Below are 16,422 nucleotides of genomic sequence, written 5' to 3'. Positions count from 1 at the left end.
ACCTGCTTTGTTTATTGGTATTTCCCTTGTAATAAGGGGCTGGTGTCTAGGTAGTCGATTAGCTTGTGTTTTAGCTTATTAGGTAGCCAGCGCGCTTTACCATTAAGTACTCGGATGATTTCGTTAGCTAACGATGGATTGTTTTGATCATTGATTAGAGTCCCGAACAGGCTGATCCCACTTTGTTCTATTTTTTTCATACAGGTCAATAGCTCGCTTTCTGTCGTTTTTGCAGCAGCAAGACATAGGATGGTGGCATCACTGGCATGACTGATGGCTGTGATTGGTAAGTTTCGCCAGTTGGTATTGCTCATCGTGCCAGCATCGCAAAAAATGTAGTGGTAATCTTGTTTCCAGCGTTCGAGTGTTTTGAGGAGAAGCTGGCGTTGGCGGAGATCCAGTATTGTACGTTCATGACTGGGTCGGGGGAGAACATCGAGTTGGTCAGTTATGTGGATTAAAGCTTCTGACTCACCGTTGCCATCACACATCCACGACTTAGCCGGGAAGCCTTGGCCTGATCCGCCAAGATCGAGGTCGATCAACAGTACCTTGTTTTGCTCTTCGGCGCATCGTCGGGCAAGCCAGTTGCAGTGAGTTGATGTACCACAGCCTGAGCTGGCGCCGGCAAAAGTGATCACGCGGGCTTCCAGTTGGTGTATTTGGTGGAACAGTTGATCGTATTCCACACTGAGCCAGGGCTTCATAGGGCAGCTCCCAGTGCAATGAGTGTAAATAGGCCTAGGACATCTCGGAGCCCCTGCCGCCATTGTTCTCCAATAGAGTCACTGACATTTGGTACATAAACAGTATCGCCGGGGCGTAGCAGTGGCAAAGGATAACTTGCTGGGTCTATGACATAGTCACGCAGGTTGAAGGTTTGTGCCTGGTCGCCGCAACAGGAGCTATTTACGATCATGATGCGCTCGATATAGGCTTTATCGGAAGGGCCGCCGGCTTCGGCCAGTAAATCCAGAATATTCATTTGGCTGTTAAAAGTATAGCGGCCCGGTTTATTGACGGAGCCCATCAGTCTGACAACCTGCTCGGCTGGTTTGTCGAGCCAGTTCCCTTGTTCTTTGGGAACATAGATAACATCACCGGGTACGACTTCAGGCAATAAGCTTTCGTCGCCGGTTTCAAAATATAATGAAAGATTCAGTTTGGTGATCCGTGATTGGTTTCCGTCCCGGTGGCTGATGCGGATCTGGCGAAGATCCGCATCACCACTTGGACCGTCAGCGGCAGACAGGATATCAAGGAAACCGAGATCGCGTTTAAAGGCATAGCGTCCTGGTGCGCCTACCTGGCCAAAAACATAGATCGAGTCGTCGGCAGACTGACGGATCCAGCTGGCTTTGTTGTCGGTTGGATCATGGGGCAGCTCGTCGATGATGATGGTATCACCAGCATCTAGTTGGGGGAGTTGGGTAAAGTTACCGCCCTCGTTGATGAAGCTTTCCAGATCGATGTAGACGACATTCTCTGGTGTGCTGTGTTGTTCTTTGATAAGCCGGATATTGCTGAGATTCGCTTGTTGTTTCGGGCCTCCTGCATGGGCAAGAACATCCAGGAAGCTCATGGTATTGTTCCATTCATATCGGCCTGGACTATAGACGGCTCCGATAATTTTAATGGCGCGATCATTGGTGATTTTCAGCCATGATTTTTCGTTTACATCAGTTTTTTCCGGGATGAAAATGACATCACCGGGTTCGATTCCTGGTAAAGGGAAGTTGTCCGGTGAACGGGTATATTCCACCAGATTAATGGTGACTGCTGGTTTGCTTGTACTCAGTAGTTTGATATGAGTGGTATCGGCAAAACGGGTGGGACCGCCGGCATTGGCCAGCACGTCGATAAATCCGGTGCCTGGGGAGCTTTCATAGGCTCCGGGAGCTTTGACTTCTCCCATTACATAGACGGTGCGGGAAGTAGTGTTGATGTCCTCAACTTCAATTGGGGCGAAAATAGTTGTTCCTGGTTTGATTGGCGGTAGATTCGCTGTTTTGCCTGTGTCGAGATAGGCTTTAAGGTCAAATTGGTAAGGGATGTTGTCGGTTATTACCCGTATCTTGGTGACATCAGCGTAGCGGGTGACGCCGTCTGCCCGCATTAGTGCATCAACGACGGTCATACCTGGTTTGAAACTGAAGGTGCCGGGGTTACGGAGTTCACCGAAGATAGTGATCCCTTGTTCTTCATCGGCATCCCCCCCTTCACGTAATGAAGCTGCGTCAAAATTTACTTCTATATTTCCCAGCAGGGGGGATGCGGGAACAAAAATAGTATCACCGGCTTTAAGGGCTGGGAGCTGTGAGGGTTCACCGGAATCTAGGTAAGACTTGTAATTGAATATCTGGGAACGTTCATTGCGGAGCAGCTTAAACTGATCAAGCTGGGCTCCGGGTCTGGCCCCTCCGGCGGCGGCAATGGCCATTTGGACATTGCTGCCGGGCTTGAGTGAGACCATGCCCGGCTCGGCAACATAGCCGAGCACCCGGATCCGAATCATGTGCTCCATGATGCTAAGGTTAAACTCATCCAGGTTGCGATAGACGGTACTCAGTTGTTTCCTGATCTGTTGCTCTGCTTCTTCTGTTGTTAATCCTGCTACGGTGATCAGGCCAACTTCCGGTAGCCGAAGTTGTCCCTGATCATCAATGGTAAAGGGATCATCGAAAGCACTCTCGCCGGGAAGCTGCAAGTATACCCGATCCCCGGCGGTGAGGGTTGCGCCCCAGGCCGGTGTTATCATGAATACGAACAGCAACAGCAGGAGTGTTTTCATAGTGGCTCCCTGGTTAGTTGCTCTTTGACGGCATGCCAATCTTGTAGGGAGTAAACCCGATGTACGGAGCGGGTGTGGTGTTCAACTAATACTCTGGCCTCAACTTTACGGTTACTGAGGCGTTGAGTTCGCGAGCGAGGATCTTCGAGTGATTCGGATTCACCGACACTGGTTATTGATATTTGGTTAGTATCAACGCCTTGTTCGACTAAGTAACGGCGCACTGTATCGGCTCGCCTCATTCCCAGCTGATAGTTACTTTGCTTAGAGCCGATAGTATCTGTATGGCCGGTAAGTTGCAGTTGCCAGTGATTCTGGCGTTTTAATATAGAGGCGGCACGCCGCAGGGCTTTTTCGTAATCTGGCAGTAGTTTACTTCGGTTGAAGGCAAACTGGTTGTCGACTCGCATTAACAGCAGAAATTGATCCCTGAGCTCTATTTCTGAATAACGGGTATTAAGGCACTGGGTGTGGTGTTCCAGCCAGTCCATCTGGCGCTGAATTTTGCCGAACTGAGTTTGGTATTCCAGCAAAGTAATGTCAGCATCGTCGGCAAAACCGGCTTTGGCTTCCTGCCTGGCCTTGAGGTAGAGGTTTTCTAATTTCCGATATTGGCCGGGAAGACAGAGCTTGGCTCCCCGGGTTGCGAGTAACTGAAGTTCAAAGTCATGGTGTTCGAGTTCAAGCCACTGTTCAATATCTGGCGGGTTATAGGGAGTATCACCCGTGGTCGGCCAGGTGGTACACCCGCTGGCCGCCAGGATTAAAAGTAAGCTTGGCAGTTTTCCCATATCATTGTAACTCCGCTGAAGTGATCAGAGGGATCACCTTATCAATCCTTAACATTTGCATCAGTTGCCGAGGCTGGCCGTTAACGTTGAGCAGGCGTAATTTTTTGCCTCTGCTTTTCAATCTCTTATATAAGAAAACAATGGCACCGATTCCGCAGGAGTCAATAAATTGAACTTGAGTCATATCGATAACCAGCTCGTCTTTCTCGGTTTGGCTGAGGGATTCGAACTCCGGTTCCATCTGTCGTGCAATATGGGCATCAAACTCATCCTGCAGGGACAGGTTTATAACGGGAGATGTTGTCGCTTGCATAAAGACCTCTCATTCAATGTCGTTAGAACGGTACAGAAGTAATACAAGTGATATGCCAATTATTGGCCTCGTTTACAGGCCATGATGTAAAGTGTTTTGAAAATGATATACAGATCCATTCTAAGCCATTGAAGCGGAGAGCTAAGGGCTACGGCATAGGCATGATCCCAGGCGATTTTGTTTTTGACGTCGTTCAGATTGCAGTCGTAGCCTTGGTTAACCTGGGCTAACCCTGTTATCCCGGGTTTCAATCCTGCGGTGCGTTCTAAGTAAAAGGGCAATGCATTTTGCAAATCACCACAGAGCTCCGGGCGCTCAGGTCTTGGGCCGATGAGTGACATTTCACCTTTAAGCACATTGATAAACTGAGGGAGTTCATCCAGTCGGGTTGCCCGCAAGAAACGGCCAATACGGGTAATGCGTGGATCGTCTTGGCTGGCCCATACGGCACCTGACAGGGATTCAGCGTTATGGGCCATAGTGCGAAACTTGATGACTTCGAATAACTCTGCCTGTTCTTCGGATATCCGTCCAACCCTAAGCTGACGGTATAAGATGGTACCGGGGGAATCGAGTTTGATGAATAGAGCGATTATCGGCCATAAAGGTAGGGTGATTATCAGCCCGATAGTGCTTAGTAGGATATCGCTGACTCGCTTTAGCAGTAGGGTTGATTGGGTTTGGTAGCGGCTTAGTGGCGGAAGGTGGCGCCAACCGTGGCGGAATTGTCCGCTAAGGTAGCGAAGCATACCAATTAACGAGGCCGCGTAACCGCTGATGAAATAGTGTAGTTTATCCGTCAGTCGGGTTCGGATGCCTATGGCTGGTAGAAGTGCTAGCAGATACCCAGAGAGCTGGAGAGTGACAAGGCCGAGTGCGAACGATGAACCTTGCGCTGCCATCTGACCACTGATCAGCAGGTAGGTTAGCAGAATAAAGGGCATCAGAGTCCGCAGCCCTTTTCCTGAGGCAAAAAGCCAGCGGGCTCCGTGGTGGCGGCGTTTGAAAATAAAGCGGCAGCGGATCAACTGTTGTAAGTTGCCGGCTCCAATGCGCTGTCGACGCTGATAGTTTTGCTCGTTGTTGGAGGGAGTCAGTTCAATACTGTTGATCAGTTGGTTGAATTGTACTTGGTAGCCTTGTTTGATCACCATCATTGGCAGCATGAAGTCATCGTTGATGGTGTCTTCGGGCAGTGGGACGAAGAGTTTGGCGCGCATGATATAAAAGGCTCCGTTGCCACCCATAACATTCCCCAGGCGGGATTCTGCATATCGGATATTATTTTGCCACTGCCAGTATTGTTGTTCTCCTTGCGTTGCCTCGGCCAGAAGGTAGCTACAGGTTACAGCTCCTGTTTGTGGTTTGATAAAGCTGGCCGCCGCCTGCCTTAACGCATCCATCGATAGTAACGCTGAAACATCAGACAGGGCGATGAATTCTGCTTGCTCTTTGGCTAAGAGCATCATCTGGTTGAGCCGGGCAACCTTGCCGAGGTTCATCTCTTCTTCAATACAGTGCAGTTTAATTCCGGCTGTTGTAAATCGTTTTTGCCAGTTTTTGACAATAGAGGCAGTTTCATCGCTACAGCCATCACAGCACACCCAGACTGATAGCTTTTCTGGCGGATAGTCCTGTATCAGAAGGTTAGCCAGCTTCTCCTCGATACAAGCTTCTTCATTATGAGCAGGCATAACCAGAGCGATAGACGGAAAAGTTGGCTCTTGACCTATTAGGTGTTGTGCTATTGGTGCTTCTTGTTGGGCGTTGGCCGTTGCAGGTTGTCGCCGACCAAGCCAGATCATCAACCCGGTATAGATGACATGGTGATAGATGATAAGTACAGTAAGAAAAATCAGAACCATCCATTGCAAAACCATTGTTATACCTCCATTTGCTAATACGCCAGTGCTTCATAGGTGGCAGTCATTATCCGAACATCTGCCAGGCAGCGGATGTATTGGGCATTTTGTTCGCTATGGTCTGCTGTTTTATTTAGCTCTTTCATAATGGCCCTGGCCAGTCGAACAGGCTGGTTGGGCTCAATCAGGCTGCCGCTTTGCGGGCAGAGTAAATCCGGAATTCCGCCGACGTTGGTTGCAATGACCGTTTTGCCACAGGCTTGGGCTTCCAGTAGTGCTAGCGGTAGCCCTTCTTGACGTGACGGCATGCAAAAAATATCGATAGCGCGATAGAAACTTCGCATGTTGCTGCAATGACCAAGCCAATGAACACGGTCGGTGATGCCGAGTTGATTGGCAATGTGGCGTAAGTTTTTTAGCTCAGGCCCATGACCTGCAATGGCGATCTGGAGGTTGTCAGGCATTAGGGCAAGTGATTGGAGTAGTGTATCAATTCCTTTTTCTGTTACCAGACGGCCAGCACAGCCGATGATGATCTTGTTGGTTGGAAGATGGTTCATTTGGCGTGAGAGCAGTTGGTTGCCTGGCGAGAAGTGTTCGGTGTCGATCCCGTTGATAATGACACGATCGGTTGTGATCCCGAGTTGCTCTAGTTGATCTGCAACCCGTGGGGCATCCGCGACTAATTTGACCTTCGTACCTTTTAAAAGCCAGCGGGTCAGATAGCGCTGTTTGGCATTATGCAAATGCCAGCTGTCATGTTCAGTCTGAATATGAGAAAGCTTCATGCCGAGGGTAGCAAGTCGAGTATAAAGCAATGGTCCCAGGTGGTGGGAGTGGACCACATTGGCTCGTAGTCTTTTGATCAGGGAGCGGAGTTTGAAAGCGGTTTTCAGATCCCGGCCTGTCGGTTTATTAAGGAAAAACAGTTGGGATTTGAAAGGTTGTAATTCAGGCCAATCTTCTATAGCTGATTTTTTTTTACCTTCCAGTGCAACAACATAGACATTGTGGTTAGGAGAGGCGAAGCGTAGCAGGTTGAGGACAAGCCTTTCGATGCCGCCGGGGCGCAAGTGCTGGACGACTTGTAAAGTTATGTTATTCATGGCGAACTCTCTGGGAAGTTGGGCACTCGGATCAGAACAGGCGCTTTAGTGAGCCGGGTGATTTGGGTTGTTTGGTATAACCGGGTATCTAGTAGCTGCATAGCGCATGCCAGAGAAAGCCCGAGTCCAAGCCCGGCCCCGATCCCTAGAAAAAAGTTGAGCCACCAGGGCCAGTTTAGTGGTTTGCTTGGCTCGATGGGACGGTCAATGATTTTTAGCTTGTCGGGTTCTTCGAAGCGGCCAAGGTGACCGGTGACCTTGGCCATTTCATAACGTTCCAGAAGCTGGTTATAGATCCTTGATTTGACGTCGTAGTTGCGTTGCAGGATCTTGAGCTGTTTTTCCAGTTGGGCAAATTCGGCCCGCTGTTCCTGAAGGAGGTTGGCCTGGGTCTCCAGAAGCTTCAGTTCTTCGGTTAGTGCTTGGATCTGGCTTTCAGCCAATTGCAGTTGTTCGAATTGGCTTAGTAAAATTGGCTGGTTATTACGATCAACACTTTGTGTATTGCTAGCAACCCGCTGCCATAATTGACTGACTTCCTGTGCGCTAAGGGATTGCTGCTGCTCGACGAGTCGAGAACGCTCTTGCTTCAGACGACCTAAGCGGCGGAGCACTGCTTTTACGGATGAATGGCGATCGGTATAGCTGGCACGGAGCATGGCAAGTTCGGCTTCTGCTTTGACTATTTCTGCTTCCAGCATGCCGACTACAGGGTTGGTACTGGCAAGGCGTTGATAGAAGTTGTTGCGTTTAGCTTGAGCATTCAGGAGTTTGAGTTTTGTTTCCTGGATTAGACCATTTAGCCTTGCATCACTTTGGACGTTACTCCCCTGTAGTTGGGGGAGGTTATCGGCGTTATCAGCCTTGAATTGGGCGAGTTCGCTTTCAGCTTTTTCAAGATCTTGTTGGGTGGATTCAAGTTGCTTTTGGAGGAAAATTTCAGAGCCGTCAATGGAGGCGCGTCCGGGAGCCCGTAGTTTATCGAGGAAGATTTCTGATATTTTGTTGAGTATCGCTGGCATCTCTTTGGGAGTTGGCCAGTTCAGTCCAATCTGCACAACGTCATTACCTACCAGATTTACGCTCACGCTGCTATTAAGTTTGCTAATGACTTGCTCAACTTGGGCGCGGCTGTTGACTGGTGCCAATTCCAGCTCTTCAACCACAGGCTCAAGTACAGAGTGACTATGAAGCAGTACGCGTAGCGCTTTGATGCGCTGTTTCAGATTCATTGAGATAGATAAATCTTCAAGAAACGGGTTCAGCATCGACGCTTCCTGAACCAGAATCGTGGTTTGGGCATAGTATCGCTTTGCTTTGACTGCACCGCCCGCCGCCATTAGAAATGGCATGACAAGCACTGGAATCAGGATCAGGTACCTGTGGCTCCATAAGGCGTGGAGGAGCGGGTAAAGCTTGGCAAATAATTTATGCCGCATAATGGTTATTGCCTTTGCAGGATCAGCGTATCAGCGGTTTGCTGGGGCGCATATTCAAGTCGCAGTGGGATATCTCTGGCGTCCGACAGTTTGCTAACAGCTTGGATACGTTTTTGCCCCTGAACTAGAGCTTTAAATGGATCGTCCAATGCCGCCGGGGCAACGAAGGCTGTTAACTGGTGATATGGATTCTGGCTCAGGTAATCTGTGATTTTTCTTTGTTGCTCGACAGTTAGTGATATTTGCTCGGGGCTAAAGAATAGCGTGAGTGAGTGCGGAACCTGATTGGTACTGGTACATCCCCAGATGAGTAGGCAGCCAAGTAAGCTAGTGATCCTTTTCATTGCGTTGTTTCTCTATTGCTATGCGTATAAAGAGTAGTAGCAAAAAAAGTGCCTAGAGTTTGGATAATTGTTAGTTGACGTCTGATTTGTTGTACATCAGTTGTTCTTTAATTAGCTGGGTTACGAGGTTCGCACGTTGCTCCCAGCTTTCTTCAGATACTCGATTTTGAGCCTGCTGGGCGTAAGCTTGTCGCTCATCGGTACTGAAGTGACAGTAATGATCTATGGCAGAGAGCCATTGCTCATTGCTGGTGGCGATACTGGCAATGGGGTGATATGACCGTACAGCAGGAAAATCTGAACTGATAATCGGGCAGCCGGCAGCGAGGTATTCCCTTAGTTTCAGTGGATTACAGGCGCGAATTTGTGCGTTGTCCTTAAAAGGTAGGATTGCCATCGTCCAGTGCTGTAGGTAGCTTGCAAGTTGATGATGGGGCTTGGCTGGCAACAGGTGAATATTATGGCGTTGAAGAAGTTTAGAGGTATTGGTTTGTATCGGTCCCAGTAAGTAAAAGTTGATGTTAGGGCGAGCTTTGGCCAGTCGTAGCAGTAAGTCTTGGTCTAGCCAGTCATTTAGGCTGCCATAGAAACCGACGCTGGGGCGTGAGTTGTCAATATCTTCGGGATTGGAAGCAGGTTTTGCAAATTGCGATAATGATACGCCATGGGGAAGTAGCCAGGTTTTTTCTTTTGGGAACTTTGCTTTCAGAGAGGGGCTGCAGGCCAGGATAATATCAGCTCGTGCAATAAGCTTTTGCTCTGCTTGGGTTGCATAGTCGTGATCGACGTCGGCGAGGGCTGAAAAGTCATCGCCGCAATAATAGATCACCAGATCGCTGTCGCAAATTTTTAGGTAGTCAACGGCACTGGGTAAGGCGGCCCAGATAACACGAGCCTTTTTTTTGGGACGAAGCTGGCGTTTCAGAATCATATTATTGAGTGCCTGAACAAAAGCATTTTGGGCTAGGGGCCATACTAACGGCTTGATGATGGCTGTCGGTTTGAGGCTGTGCGCCGGAAGTGATGTGAAGGCTTTGTCTGAAGGTGGTTTGATACTCGCCTGTATTTTTTCGCTGATCCTTTTGAGATCACGCCAGCTGAATGTGGGTTGTCGCAGGCCAATTGAGTTGATCCAGATGACATCGTAATTCTTGAACTGAGTGGTCAGAATATGCTGGGTGCTTGAGGGGTGGCGTCCCCAATCTTCACCAAAGACTAAAAATTCCATATCAAGATGTTTCATTTCAGTACTCCAGTTTTTTTATGACCCGGGCCGGGTTCCCGCCAGCAAGGACTCCCGGTGGGATATTGCATGTCACTACACTACCCGCAGCAACGATACTGCCAGCTCCGATGGTGACGCCTGCCATAACCATTACCCCTGTGCCCAGCCAGACATCTCGACAAAGGTGGATGTCCCCGATTTGTTGTTCTGTATCCGGTTTACCGGCTGCGCGGGCCTGAGGTTCGAGAGGGTGCCCAGGGAACCCCGCAAGGAAGATCTTACTGGCCAGCCGGACGTTATTATCGATTTGAATTTTTGTGCCAATAGCCAGAATGTTTTGCCAGCCGATATCAACATTGTCACCGACAATTAGTTGTGGTGTTTGTTTGCCCCATACTCGTCCACAAAATGTCGAGATACCGGAAAGGCGGCATTGTTCTCCTAAATGAATATTTAGCTCTCCGAGAATTTGCGGCATGCCACAGTCAAGCTGCAGTTGCCGGGGACGGTTTTCGAGTCGGGAGATGAACATCGGCGTGAAGTAGCATTTTTGCAAAATGCAATGAATTCCGCGGCTGATCGCAAGGTGCAGGTGGTATAGCCCTTGGTGGAGGAGTGGAATAGAAGGCAGATACCAGCCGCGAATTTGCTGGAGCAACGCTTTGAGCGGGGCAATTTGATTTTGGCTGAGGTGCTGTTTAATCAGGGTGCGCATGGTTCTCCTCCGGGGTGAGAGTCAATCGATCCAGGGCAAGCAGTAGCCCTATTAAGATATAGAGTGGCCAGGTTGTCCCTTGGGTCAGGAAGGTTCCACTGACGCAGAATGACAGCATACCGAGCCACAGTCCTTGTGCGAGAGGCTTCATGTCGTGATTTTCTAATCGTTTTAATAGCTGGAAGCTGACTCTCAGGGCTCCAATCACCATAAGCAGGAACAGTACCAACCCGGCCAACCCAGTTTCAGCCGTGATTTGTAGCCAGGTGCTGTGTACGGCATGGTTCTTACCGTCCCAATGGGGAGAGTAGAAGTAGTAGTTATAATAAAAATTATTTAGCCCAACCCCTGTAAATGGGTTGCTTATAGCCATATTGATAGCTGCTTGCCAGGCATAGATCCGCCCCATGGCTGATTCGTCGATCCCGGACTCGGCTGCCCCTCCGGAAGCTCGGTCACTGATCCCGGCAAGTAGAACTAAAGCGAACAGACCGATACCGCTGATCACGGCAGGTAATAAGATCGAGCGGCTTTTTATTAGAGTCATGGCAAAGGTAACACAGGCGATGCCCAGCAAGCCGCCCCGGCTTTGGGTCGCCAGTACGCTCATGATCAGAATGATCAATATGATGGCAGTGAGTCCTCGTTGCCATTTCTTACCATGGAAGGAGTAGGCGAGGGCAAAGGATACTGGAAATTGTAAGACGAGAGCTAGGTCGTTGGGATCGCCTAGCATTGAACCAATGTCCCGGCCGATGGTTACCCGGGTACCTTCGACTAACCCTATTCCGTTGGTTTTGTTGTAAAGCGCTAATAGCCCGATGCATAACCCACTAAATAACAAAAAAAACGGAATTATTTTGAGTTGGGAAATTTTTGTTGGTAACCAGCTGATGGCGAATACCATGATAAATATTTTGATGAAATTGCCGTTGAAGCTGGCGAAGGCTTCGCCTCGGTTACTGGCCATGATGCATGAGAGTAGAACCCAAAGACTGAAGATAACTAATTGGGTATGTAGTTTCTGCCAGGTGATAGTTTCTCGTTTCAGCCATAGTTGCCAACTGAGCCCAGCCAGGCTGGCCAAGGCCAGTAGCTGCGGAATTCGAAGTGGTTCTAAAACAGGGAAGGCTTCGTGGATCCGGAAATAAGAAAAGATAATGAAGCCGACACAGATAAGGAATGCCTGATTTATGACAAAAGGAAGGGCAAACAAGACGCTGACTACCAGCACCAAGTTTCCTTGCTTCATCCAGAAAAAGAATATTAGCAAGGTGCTGGTTAAGGCGAGGAGCAGCTGTTTTTGTCTATCCATTATGAGTCAGACTTTTATTAGTTTACGAACTTGTTTGTTGCCGAGCCATGGCCAGGTAATTTGGATGGTGAGAATCAGGGAAATGATGAGTTCATATATAAGCATTTCTCGAACGTGGGTAAGTAATAGCAGCGCTATCAGGGCATAGCTGAGTCCAAGTCGGGGCAAAGGGTAAGGAAGAGAAAGTCGACGTTGGCTCCAAAAGAAAAAGAGGATGACACGTAAAACCTGTAAAACGATCCCACTCCACAGTAGTGCGTAGAGGCCTAAGTTCGGCAGAATGAAAAACAGGATTATCAGGGATATGATGCAACTGATAAGTCCGATGAGCATAACGCTTTGTCCATTGCGTTGTTGATAGCAGCCCATATTGAGCAAGGTACTAGCATGCTTGAACATCAGCATTATTCCCAAAAAGGGGATAATGTCGGCACTGGCATGAAAGTCTTGGGGAAGCCAAACTGTCAGGAAGCGCGGCCCGATAGTGATGACTCCGGCTGTTATTAAGCAACTGATCTGGCAGCCGACGATACTGAGGTTAGCGGCTTTCTGGCGATCCTCCTTAGTGCTCGTCAGACTAAAGCGTTTGGGAAACCACCACAGAGCGAAGGGCTCGAGGAGTAGGCTGGCTGCCATTGCCCATTGTATCGCGATGGCGTAGGGAGCAAGTTCTGTAAGGCTCAGTGAATGGGCGATAGCCCAGCGCTCGGCCCCAAGGGTAATGAACCCGAGAACACCCGATACAGTGATAGCCATGCCATAGCGTAATATCAATTGCTGGTGGCGAGGCTTCGGAGTCGGAAAGACCTTGTATAGAATGAGTAACTGAAGAGTCTGGGCCACAAGCCCTGCGATCATTATGCCACTGATTCCGTATTTAGGAGCGAGCAGCACAATGGCACCGCCTTGAATTAATGCAAATAAAACCTGGGCTATAACAAACTGCCTTGCCTGGTCGCGGATCCTTAAAATGGCAAAGGGAACGGTGCAGAGCGTATTAATAAATAAAGTAAGGAGTAGGCAACGTAGCGCAATAAGTGGCGGCTTTCCGGGAAGGTATTGTTGAATAGTTGGAGCCGCTATTTGTGCCAATAGGGTTAGGGTGCCGCCAAATAGAATGATTAGCCATAATGCACCGCTAAAGATTTCCTGTTGGTGTTTATTTTCATGGGCAAAACGGTAAATAGCGTCAGTTAGCCCGAGAGCTAAGAATAGGGAAAGGAATATCCCAAGCGTAATTAATACATCTAACCGGCCAAATTGCTCTGGGCCAAGCCACTGGGTGACAAAAGGTTGCAAAGCAAGGGCTACCAGCTTGCTGCTGATAAGACCGATAGCATAAATTGCTATGTTCAGTGTAGGTTTCATTGAGCCTCCACTAGAGCTGATAACAGACAAGCTTGCCGAGAAGCTCCGAATAGGGTTATGACACGTTCAAAAGCATGTTTACGTTGCTGGTGCAATTCGGTCGGAGTCAGGGAAAGGTGCTGTTGCATTGCGTATTGGAGTGAGTAGGGGTCATCCATTGGTACTTGTTTTCCGCTATTGTCATCGAGGATTTCACAGCACCCAGCCAGATCACTGGTAATGACAGGAAGCCCCAAAGCCATGGCTTCTTTTATAACCAGAGGGCCAGTATCTTTATCTCCATTGAGTGCGATAGTAAAAGGTGCGACAAGAGCTTTGTAATCACCTGCATGGTGATGGTACCAATGGGCATCTTTACTTCCGTGGAAAGCCACTCTTCTGTTTAGCCCTAGCTCTTTGACCATTTCGGTTAGTTCTGTGAGCAAAGGTCCGTCTCCCACAATATCCAGGGTTGCTGTCATAGGTAGCAGGCTGAAAGCGTTTAAAAGGGTATCGAGCCCTTTTTTTTCGACAAGACGGCCGATGAATAAGAAGTCTTTAGTGGGGTGCCAGTGGGGAGATGGTGGTGGGTAGTCTGCCTCATGGATCCCGCAAGGGATGTGGCATACCGGTTTTGTTGTTGCAAGTTGCAGTTCGTTTTGCATTTCTTTTGTGACGGCACAGATAAAGTCAGCTGCTTGTAGTTTGCAGGTAAGATCTTGCGGTGCGGCGTAGATATCGGCCCCGTGGCCAACGAAAGAGACAGGAATGTTCAATAACTTGGCTGCCACTATGGCTGTTGCTGCGCTGTGCCATGCAAAGTGGGCATGAAGGTGTTCGCAGCCATCTCTTTTTGCCAGATACGCCAGTTGGAGTCCTTGTCGCAATAAAGATAGATAGCTGAATCCTTTCTGTTTATAAATAAAGTTATGGCAACGATAAAGCTTCCAAATATTGCGTAGAGGATAAACTGGCGCTTCGGACAGGTAGGTACAGCAGCTTTTCAAATAGGTATCGACAGGCTGAAAGTGTTCATTGGTATTGAAAGCATAGGGTTGCAGTTGATGTCCGAGTGCCATCATGGCACGCATTTCGACCCCCACAAAAGTTTCCGATAAGGTTGGGAAGCTAGGTATGACATAACCGATTTTTTTCATAGCGGTTTCCTATCAAGGACTGGTTAATCTGTATCTTCAATTTCTTTTATTCTTTTTGTACTTCCAATTTTGATGCCAAGAATGTCTGGCGTGGTGCTTGCATTGAGCGTAGGGATTATCGTGATTTGAGGAGTTTGGAGATGGAGGAGATTCAAAGCGTTAGTGTGGTGATTCCGAATTACAATTGCTTGCAAACATTACCCAGGGCTATTGAAAGTGTGCGGATTCAGGGGGGGAATACCGAAATTATTGTTGTCGATGACGGTTCAACGGATGGCTCCAGAGAGTGGTTAGAGAAACAAGGCGATATAAAACTGATTTGTAGTCAGCGGATGGGGGCTTCAAAAGCCAGAAATTTGGCTATTCATCATTGTAGCCATGAGTTAGTTGCTTTTCTTGATGCCGATGACTATTGGATGAAGGGAAAGTTGGCCCAACAGTTGGCATTGCATCAAGTGCATCCAGAAGTGGTTTTTAGTTTTAGTGACTATATGCATGTTTCAGACACTGGTGAATCTATTATTGGATGTTTTGACTTCTGGCCACGTTTTAACGCATTAATGGAAAAACAGCAGCGATTGAGTGTGTTGACTAATTTCTTACCAATCTTGTTTGCTGAAAATGTAGTTGGAACCAGTACCGTTATAGTTAAGAAGCAGATGTTAATAGCTACCGAGGGATTTGATTCTAATTTAAGATCTGCATCTGATTGGGATCTTTGGTTAAGAGTTGCAGTACAGGGCCCGGTAGGAGTGATCAAAGCTAACCTTTGTCATTACACATCAGATAGGGCTGGTGCGATTAGTCGTGATCATGAAAAGCGGCTACAGGCAATGAGGCAGATCCTGAATAAACACTCAAGAGCGGTAAAGTACAATCCGCTGGCACTACTTGCTGGCTATTTACGGTGGATAACGGGCAAAGCGGAGTATAACCGCATCCGGAAAGCTTACTTAACTTCTATGTGTCAGGAATTATTCGTTTGCTGCTTTCAACCTGATTGGCGAAGAGTGAAGGCCGCTGGAAGTGATATTTTAAAAATGATGTCGATCAAATAATCTGAAATAGGAGAGTTGTACGTTTGTTGTTCGCTTGATGTTTTTTTTCTTGTTGTCGCTTGCTAATGGTAATTTTCACTCTATAATGCCGCATCACCGACACGGAGAGCGGCTTCTAACAAGGGGTTGCGAGCTGGTTGGCAGGATGAAAAGCTAAATCAATTAGGTTTAAAAAGTGTTTGACACAGGAGCTTGATTGGTTAGAATAGCCATCCTCGTCAATAAGAGAGTGAAATGCTGAAAAGCAAATATTTTCTTGTTGATGGTTTGTTCTTTAACAATTTGACCATGCAATCTGTGTGGGCACTCGTGAAATGATTAGTCAAACCTTTTGTTTTTACTCCTTTTTGTCTTTACTTTTAAAAGTGAAAATAAACAGGGAAGTGAAAGCAAATATGGCATCAGTGAACTGAGTGACCAATACAAAATAGCTTACGTTATTTTGGCACAGTCAATTCTTATCTTTTATAGATAATTATCAGTATTCATTGAGCCGACCAAAATCTTAAATTGAAGAGTTTGATCATGGCTCAGATTGAACGCTGGCGGCAGGCCTAACACATGCAAGTCGAGCGGCAGCGACAACATTGAACCTTCGGGGGATTTGTTGGGCGGCGAGCGGCGGACGGGTGAGTAAAGCCTGGGAATATGCCCTGATGTGGGGGATAACTATTGGAAACGATAGCTAATACCGCATAATCTCTTCGGAGCAAAGAGGGGGACCTTCGGGCCTCTCGCGTCAGGATTAGCCCAGGTGGGATTAGCTAGTTGGTAAGGTAACGGCTTACCAAGGCGACGATCCCTAGCTGGTCTGAGAGGATGATCAGCCACACTGGAACTGAGACACGGTCCAGACTCCTACGGGAGGCAGCAGTGGGGAATATTGCACAATGGGGGAAACCCTGATGCAGCCATGCCGCGTGTATGAAGAAGGCCTTCGGGTTGTAAAGTACTTTCAG

Annotated in this window: 14 protein-coding genes and 1 rRNA gene; 2 read left to right on the top strand and 13 right to left on the bottom strand. The window is 48.1% G+C overall.

Features of this window, described 5'->3' with window-relative positions:
* Nucleotides 1-11: 11 nt before the first annotated feature.
* The 13 genes from Q0852_RS07950 to Q0852_RS07890 all read right to left on the bottom strand — a co-directional run bounded on the left by Q0852_RS07950 (nt 12) and on the right by Q0852_RS07890 (nt 14,405).
* A complete protein-coding gene (locus tag Q0852_RS07950) occupies nt 12-707 on the bottom strand; it encodes a hypothetical protein (RefSeq protein ID WP_299016419.1) in 696 nt (231 codons plus the stop codon).
* On the bottom strand, nt 704-2,791 hold the full coding sequence (locus tag Q0852_RS07945) for an SLBB domain-containing protein (RefSeq protein WP_299016416.1): 2,088 nt from the start codon (nt 2,789-2,791) through the stop codon (nt 704-706). The genes Q0852_RS07950 and Q0852_RS07945 overlap by 4 nt, the downstream gene beginning before the upstream one ends.
* Nucleotides 2,788-3,582, bottom strand: a complete 795-nt coding sequence (locus Q0852_RS07940; protein ID WP_299016413.1) for an OmpA family protein — start codon at nt 3,580-3,582, stop codon at nt 2,788-2,790. The genes Q0852_RS07945 and Q0852_RS07940 overlap by 4 nt, the downstream gene beginning before the upstream one ends.
* Before the next feature lies 1 nt (nt 3,583).
* Nucleotides 3,584-3,895 carry an STAS domain-containing protein gene (locus Q0852_RS07935; protein WP_299016410.1) on the bottom strand — a complete coding sequence of 104 codons (312 nt, stop codon included), beginning with the start codon at nt 3,893-3,895 and terminating at the stop codon, nt 3,584-3,586.
* 59 nt (nt 3,896-3,954) lie between these two features.
* On the bottom strand, nt 3,955-5,775 hold the full coding sequence (locus tag Q0852_RS07930) for a sugar transferase (RefSeq protein WP_299016408.1): 1,821 nt from the start codon (nt 5,773-5,775) through the stop codon (nt 3,955-3,957).
* Between the two features lie 17 nt (nt 5,776-5,792).
* A complete protein-coding gene (locus tag Q0852_RS07925) occupies nt 5,793-6,863 on the bottom strand; it encodes a glycosyltransferase (RefSeq protein WP_299016406.1) in 1,071 nt (356 codons plus the stop codon).
* Nucleotides 6,860-8,302: a sugar transporter gene (locus tag Q0852_RS07920; protein WP_299016404.1), complete on the bottom strand. Its 1,443-nt coding sequence runs from the start codon at nt 8,300-8,302 to the stop codon at nt 6,860-6,862. Before Q0852_RS07920 ends, Q0852_RS07925 begins: the two co-directional genes overlap by 4 nt.
* 5 nt (nt 8,303-8,307) lie before the next feature.
* Complete coding sequence (locus tag Q0852_RS07915) at nt 8,308-8,646, bottom strand: hypothetical protein (protein ID WP_299016402.1); 339 nt, start codon at nt 8,644-8,646, stop codon at nt 8,308-8,310.
* A 70-nt stretch (nt 8,647-8,716) separates the two neighbouring features.
* On the bottom strand, nt 8,717-9,889 hold the full coding sequence (locus tag Q0852_RS07910) for a glycosyltransferase (RefSeq protein ID WP_299016400.1): 1,173 nt from the start codon (nt 9,887-9,889) through the stop codon (nt 8,717-8,719).
* Nucleotide 9,890: 1 nt separating this feature from the next.
* Nucleotides 9,891-10,586 (bottom strand): acyltransferase, encoded by a 696-nt coding sequence (locus tag Q0852_RS07905; protein WP_299016398.1) that lies wholly within the window; start codon nt 10,584-10,586, stop codon nt 9,891-9,893.
* A complete protein-coding gene (locus Q0852_RS07900) occupies nt 10,570-11,901 on the bottom strand; it encodes an O-antigen ligase (protein ID WP_299016397.1) in 1,332 nt (443 codons plus the stop codon). The genes Q0852_RS07905 and Q0852_RS07900 overlap by 17 nt, the downstream gene beginning before the upstream one ends.
* Before the next feature lie 6 nt (nt 11,902-11,907).
* On the bottom strand, nt 11,908-13,269 hold the full coding sequence (locus Q0852_RS07895) for a lipopolysaccharide biosynthesis protein (protein WP_299016394.1): 1,362 nt from the start codon (nt 13,267-13,269) through the stop codon (nt 11,908-11,910).
* Entirely contained in the window at nt 13,266-14,405 is a 1,140-nt protein-coding gene (locus Q0852_RS07890; protein ID WP_299016392.1) for a glycosyltransferase family 4 protein, read from the bottom strand. Before Q0852_RS07890 ends, Q0852_RS07895 begins: the two co-directional genes overlap by 4 nt.
* A gap of 140 nt (nt 14,406-14,545) precedes the next feature.
* On the opposite strand from Q0852_RS07890, the gene Q0852_RS07885 reads away from it, so the two are divergent.
* Both Q0852_RS07885 and Q0852_RS07880 read left to right on the top strand, forming a co-directional pair.
* Nucleotides 14,546-15,463 carry a glycosyltransferase family 2 protein gene (locus Q0852_RS07885; RefSeq protein WP_299016390.1) on the top strand — a complete coding sequence of 306 codons (918 nt, stop codon included), beginning with the start codon at nt 14,546-14,548 and terminating at the stop codon, nt 15,461-15,463.
* A 507-nt stretch (nt 15,464-15,970) separates the two neighbouring features.
* A 16S ribosomal RNA gene (locus tag Q0852_RS07880) occupies nt 15,971-16,422 on the top strand; the annotation flags it as partial.

This window comes from uncultured Photobacterium sp. (assembly GCF_947502415.1).
Taxonomy (GTDB): domain Bacteria; phylum Pseudomonadota; class Gammaproteobacteria; order Enterobacterales; family Vibrionaceae; genus Photobacterium.
Note: the sequence above shows the minus strand (reverse complement) of the source record. Positions and strands in the feature narration are given on the sequence as shown.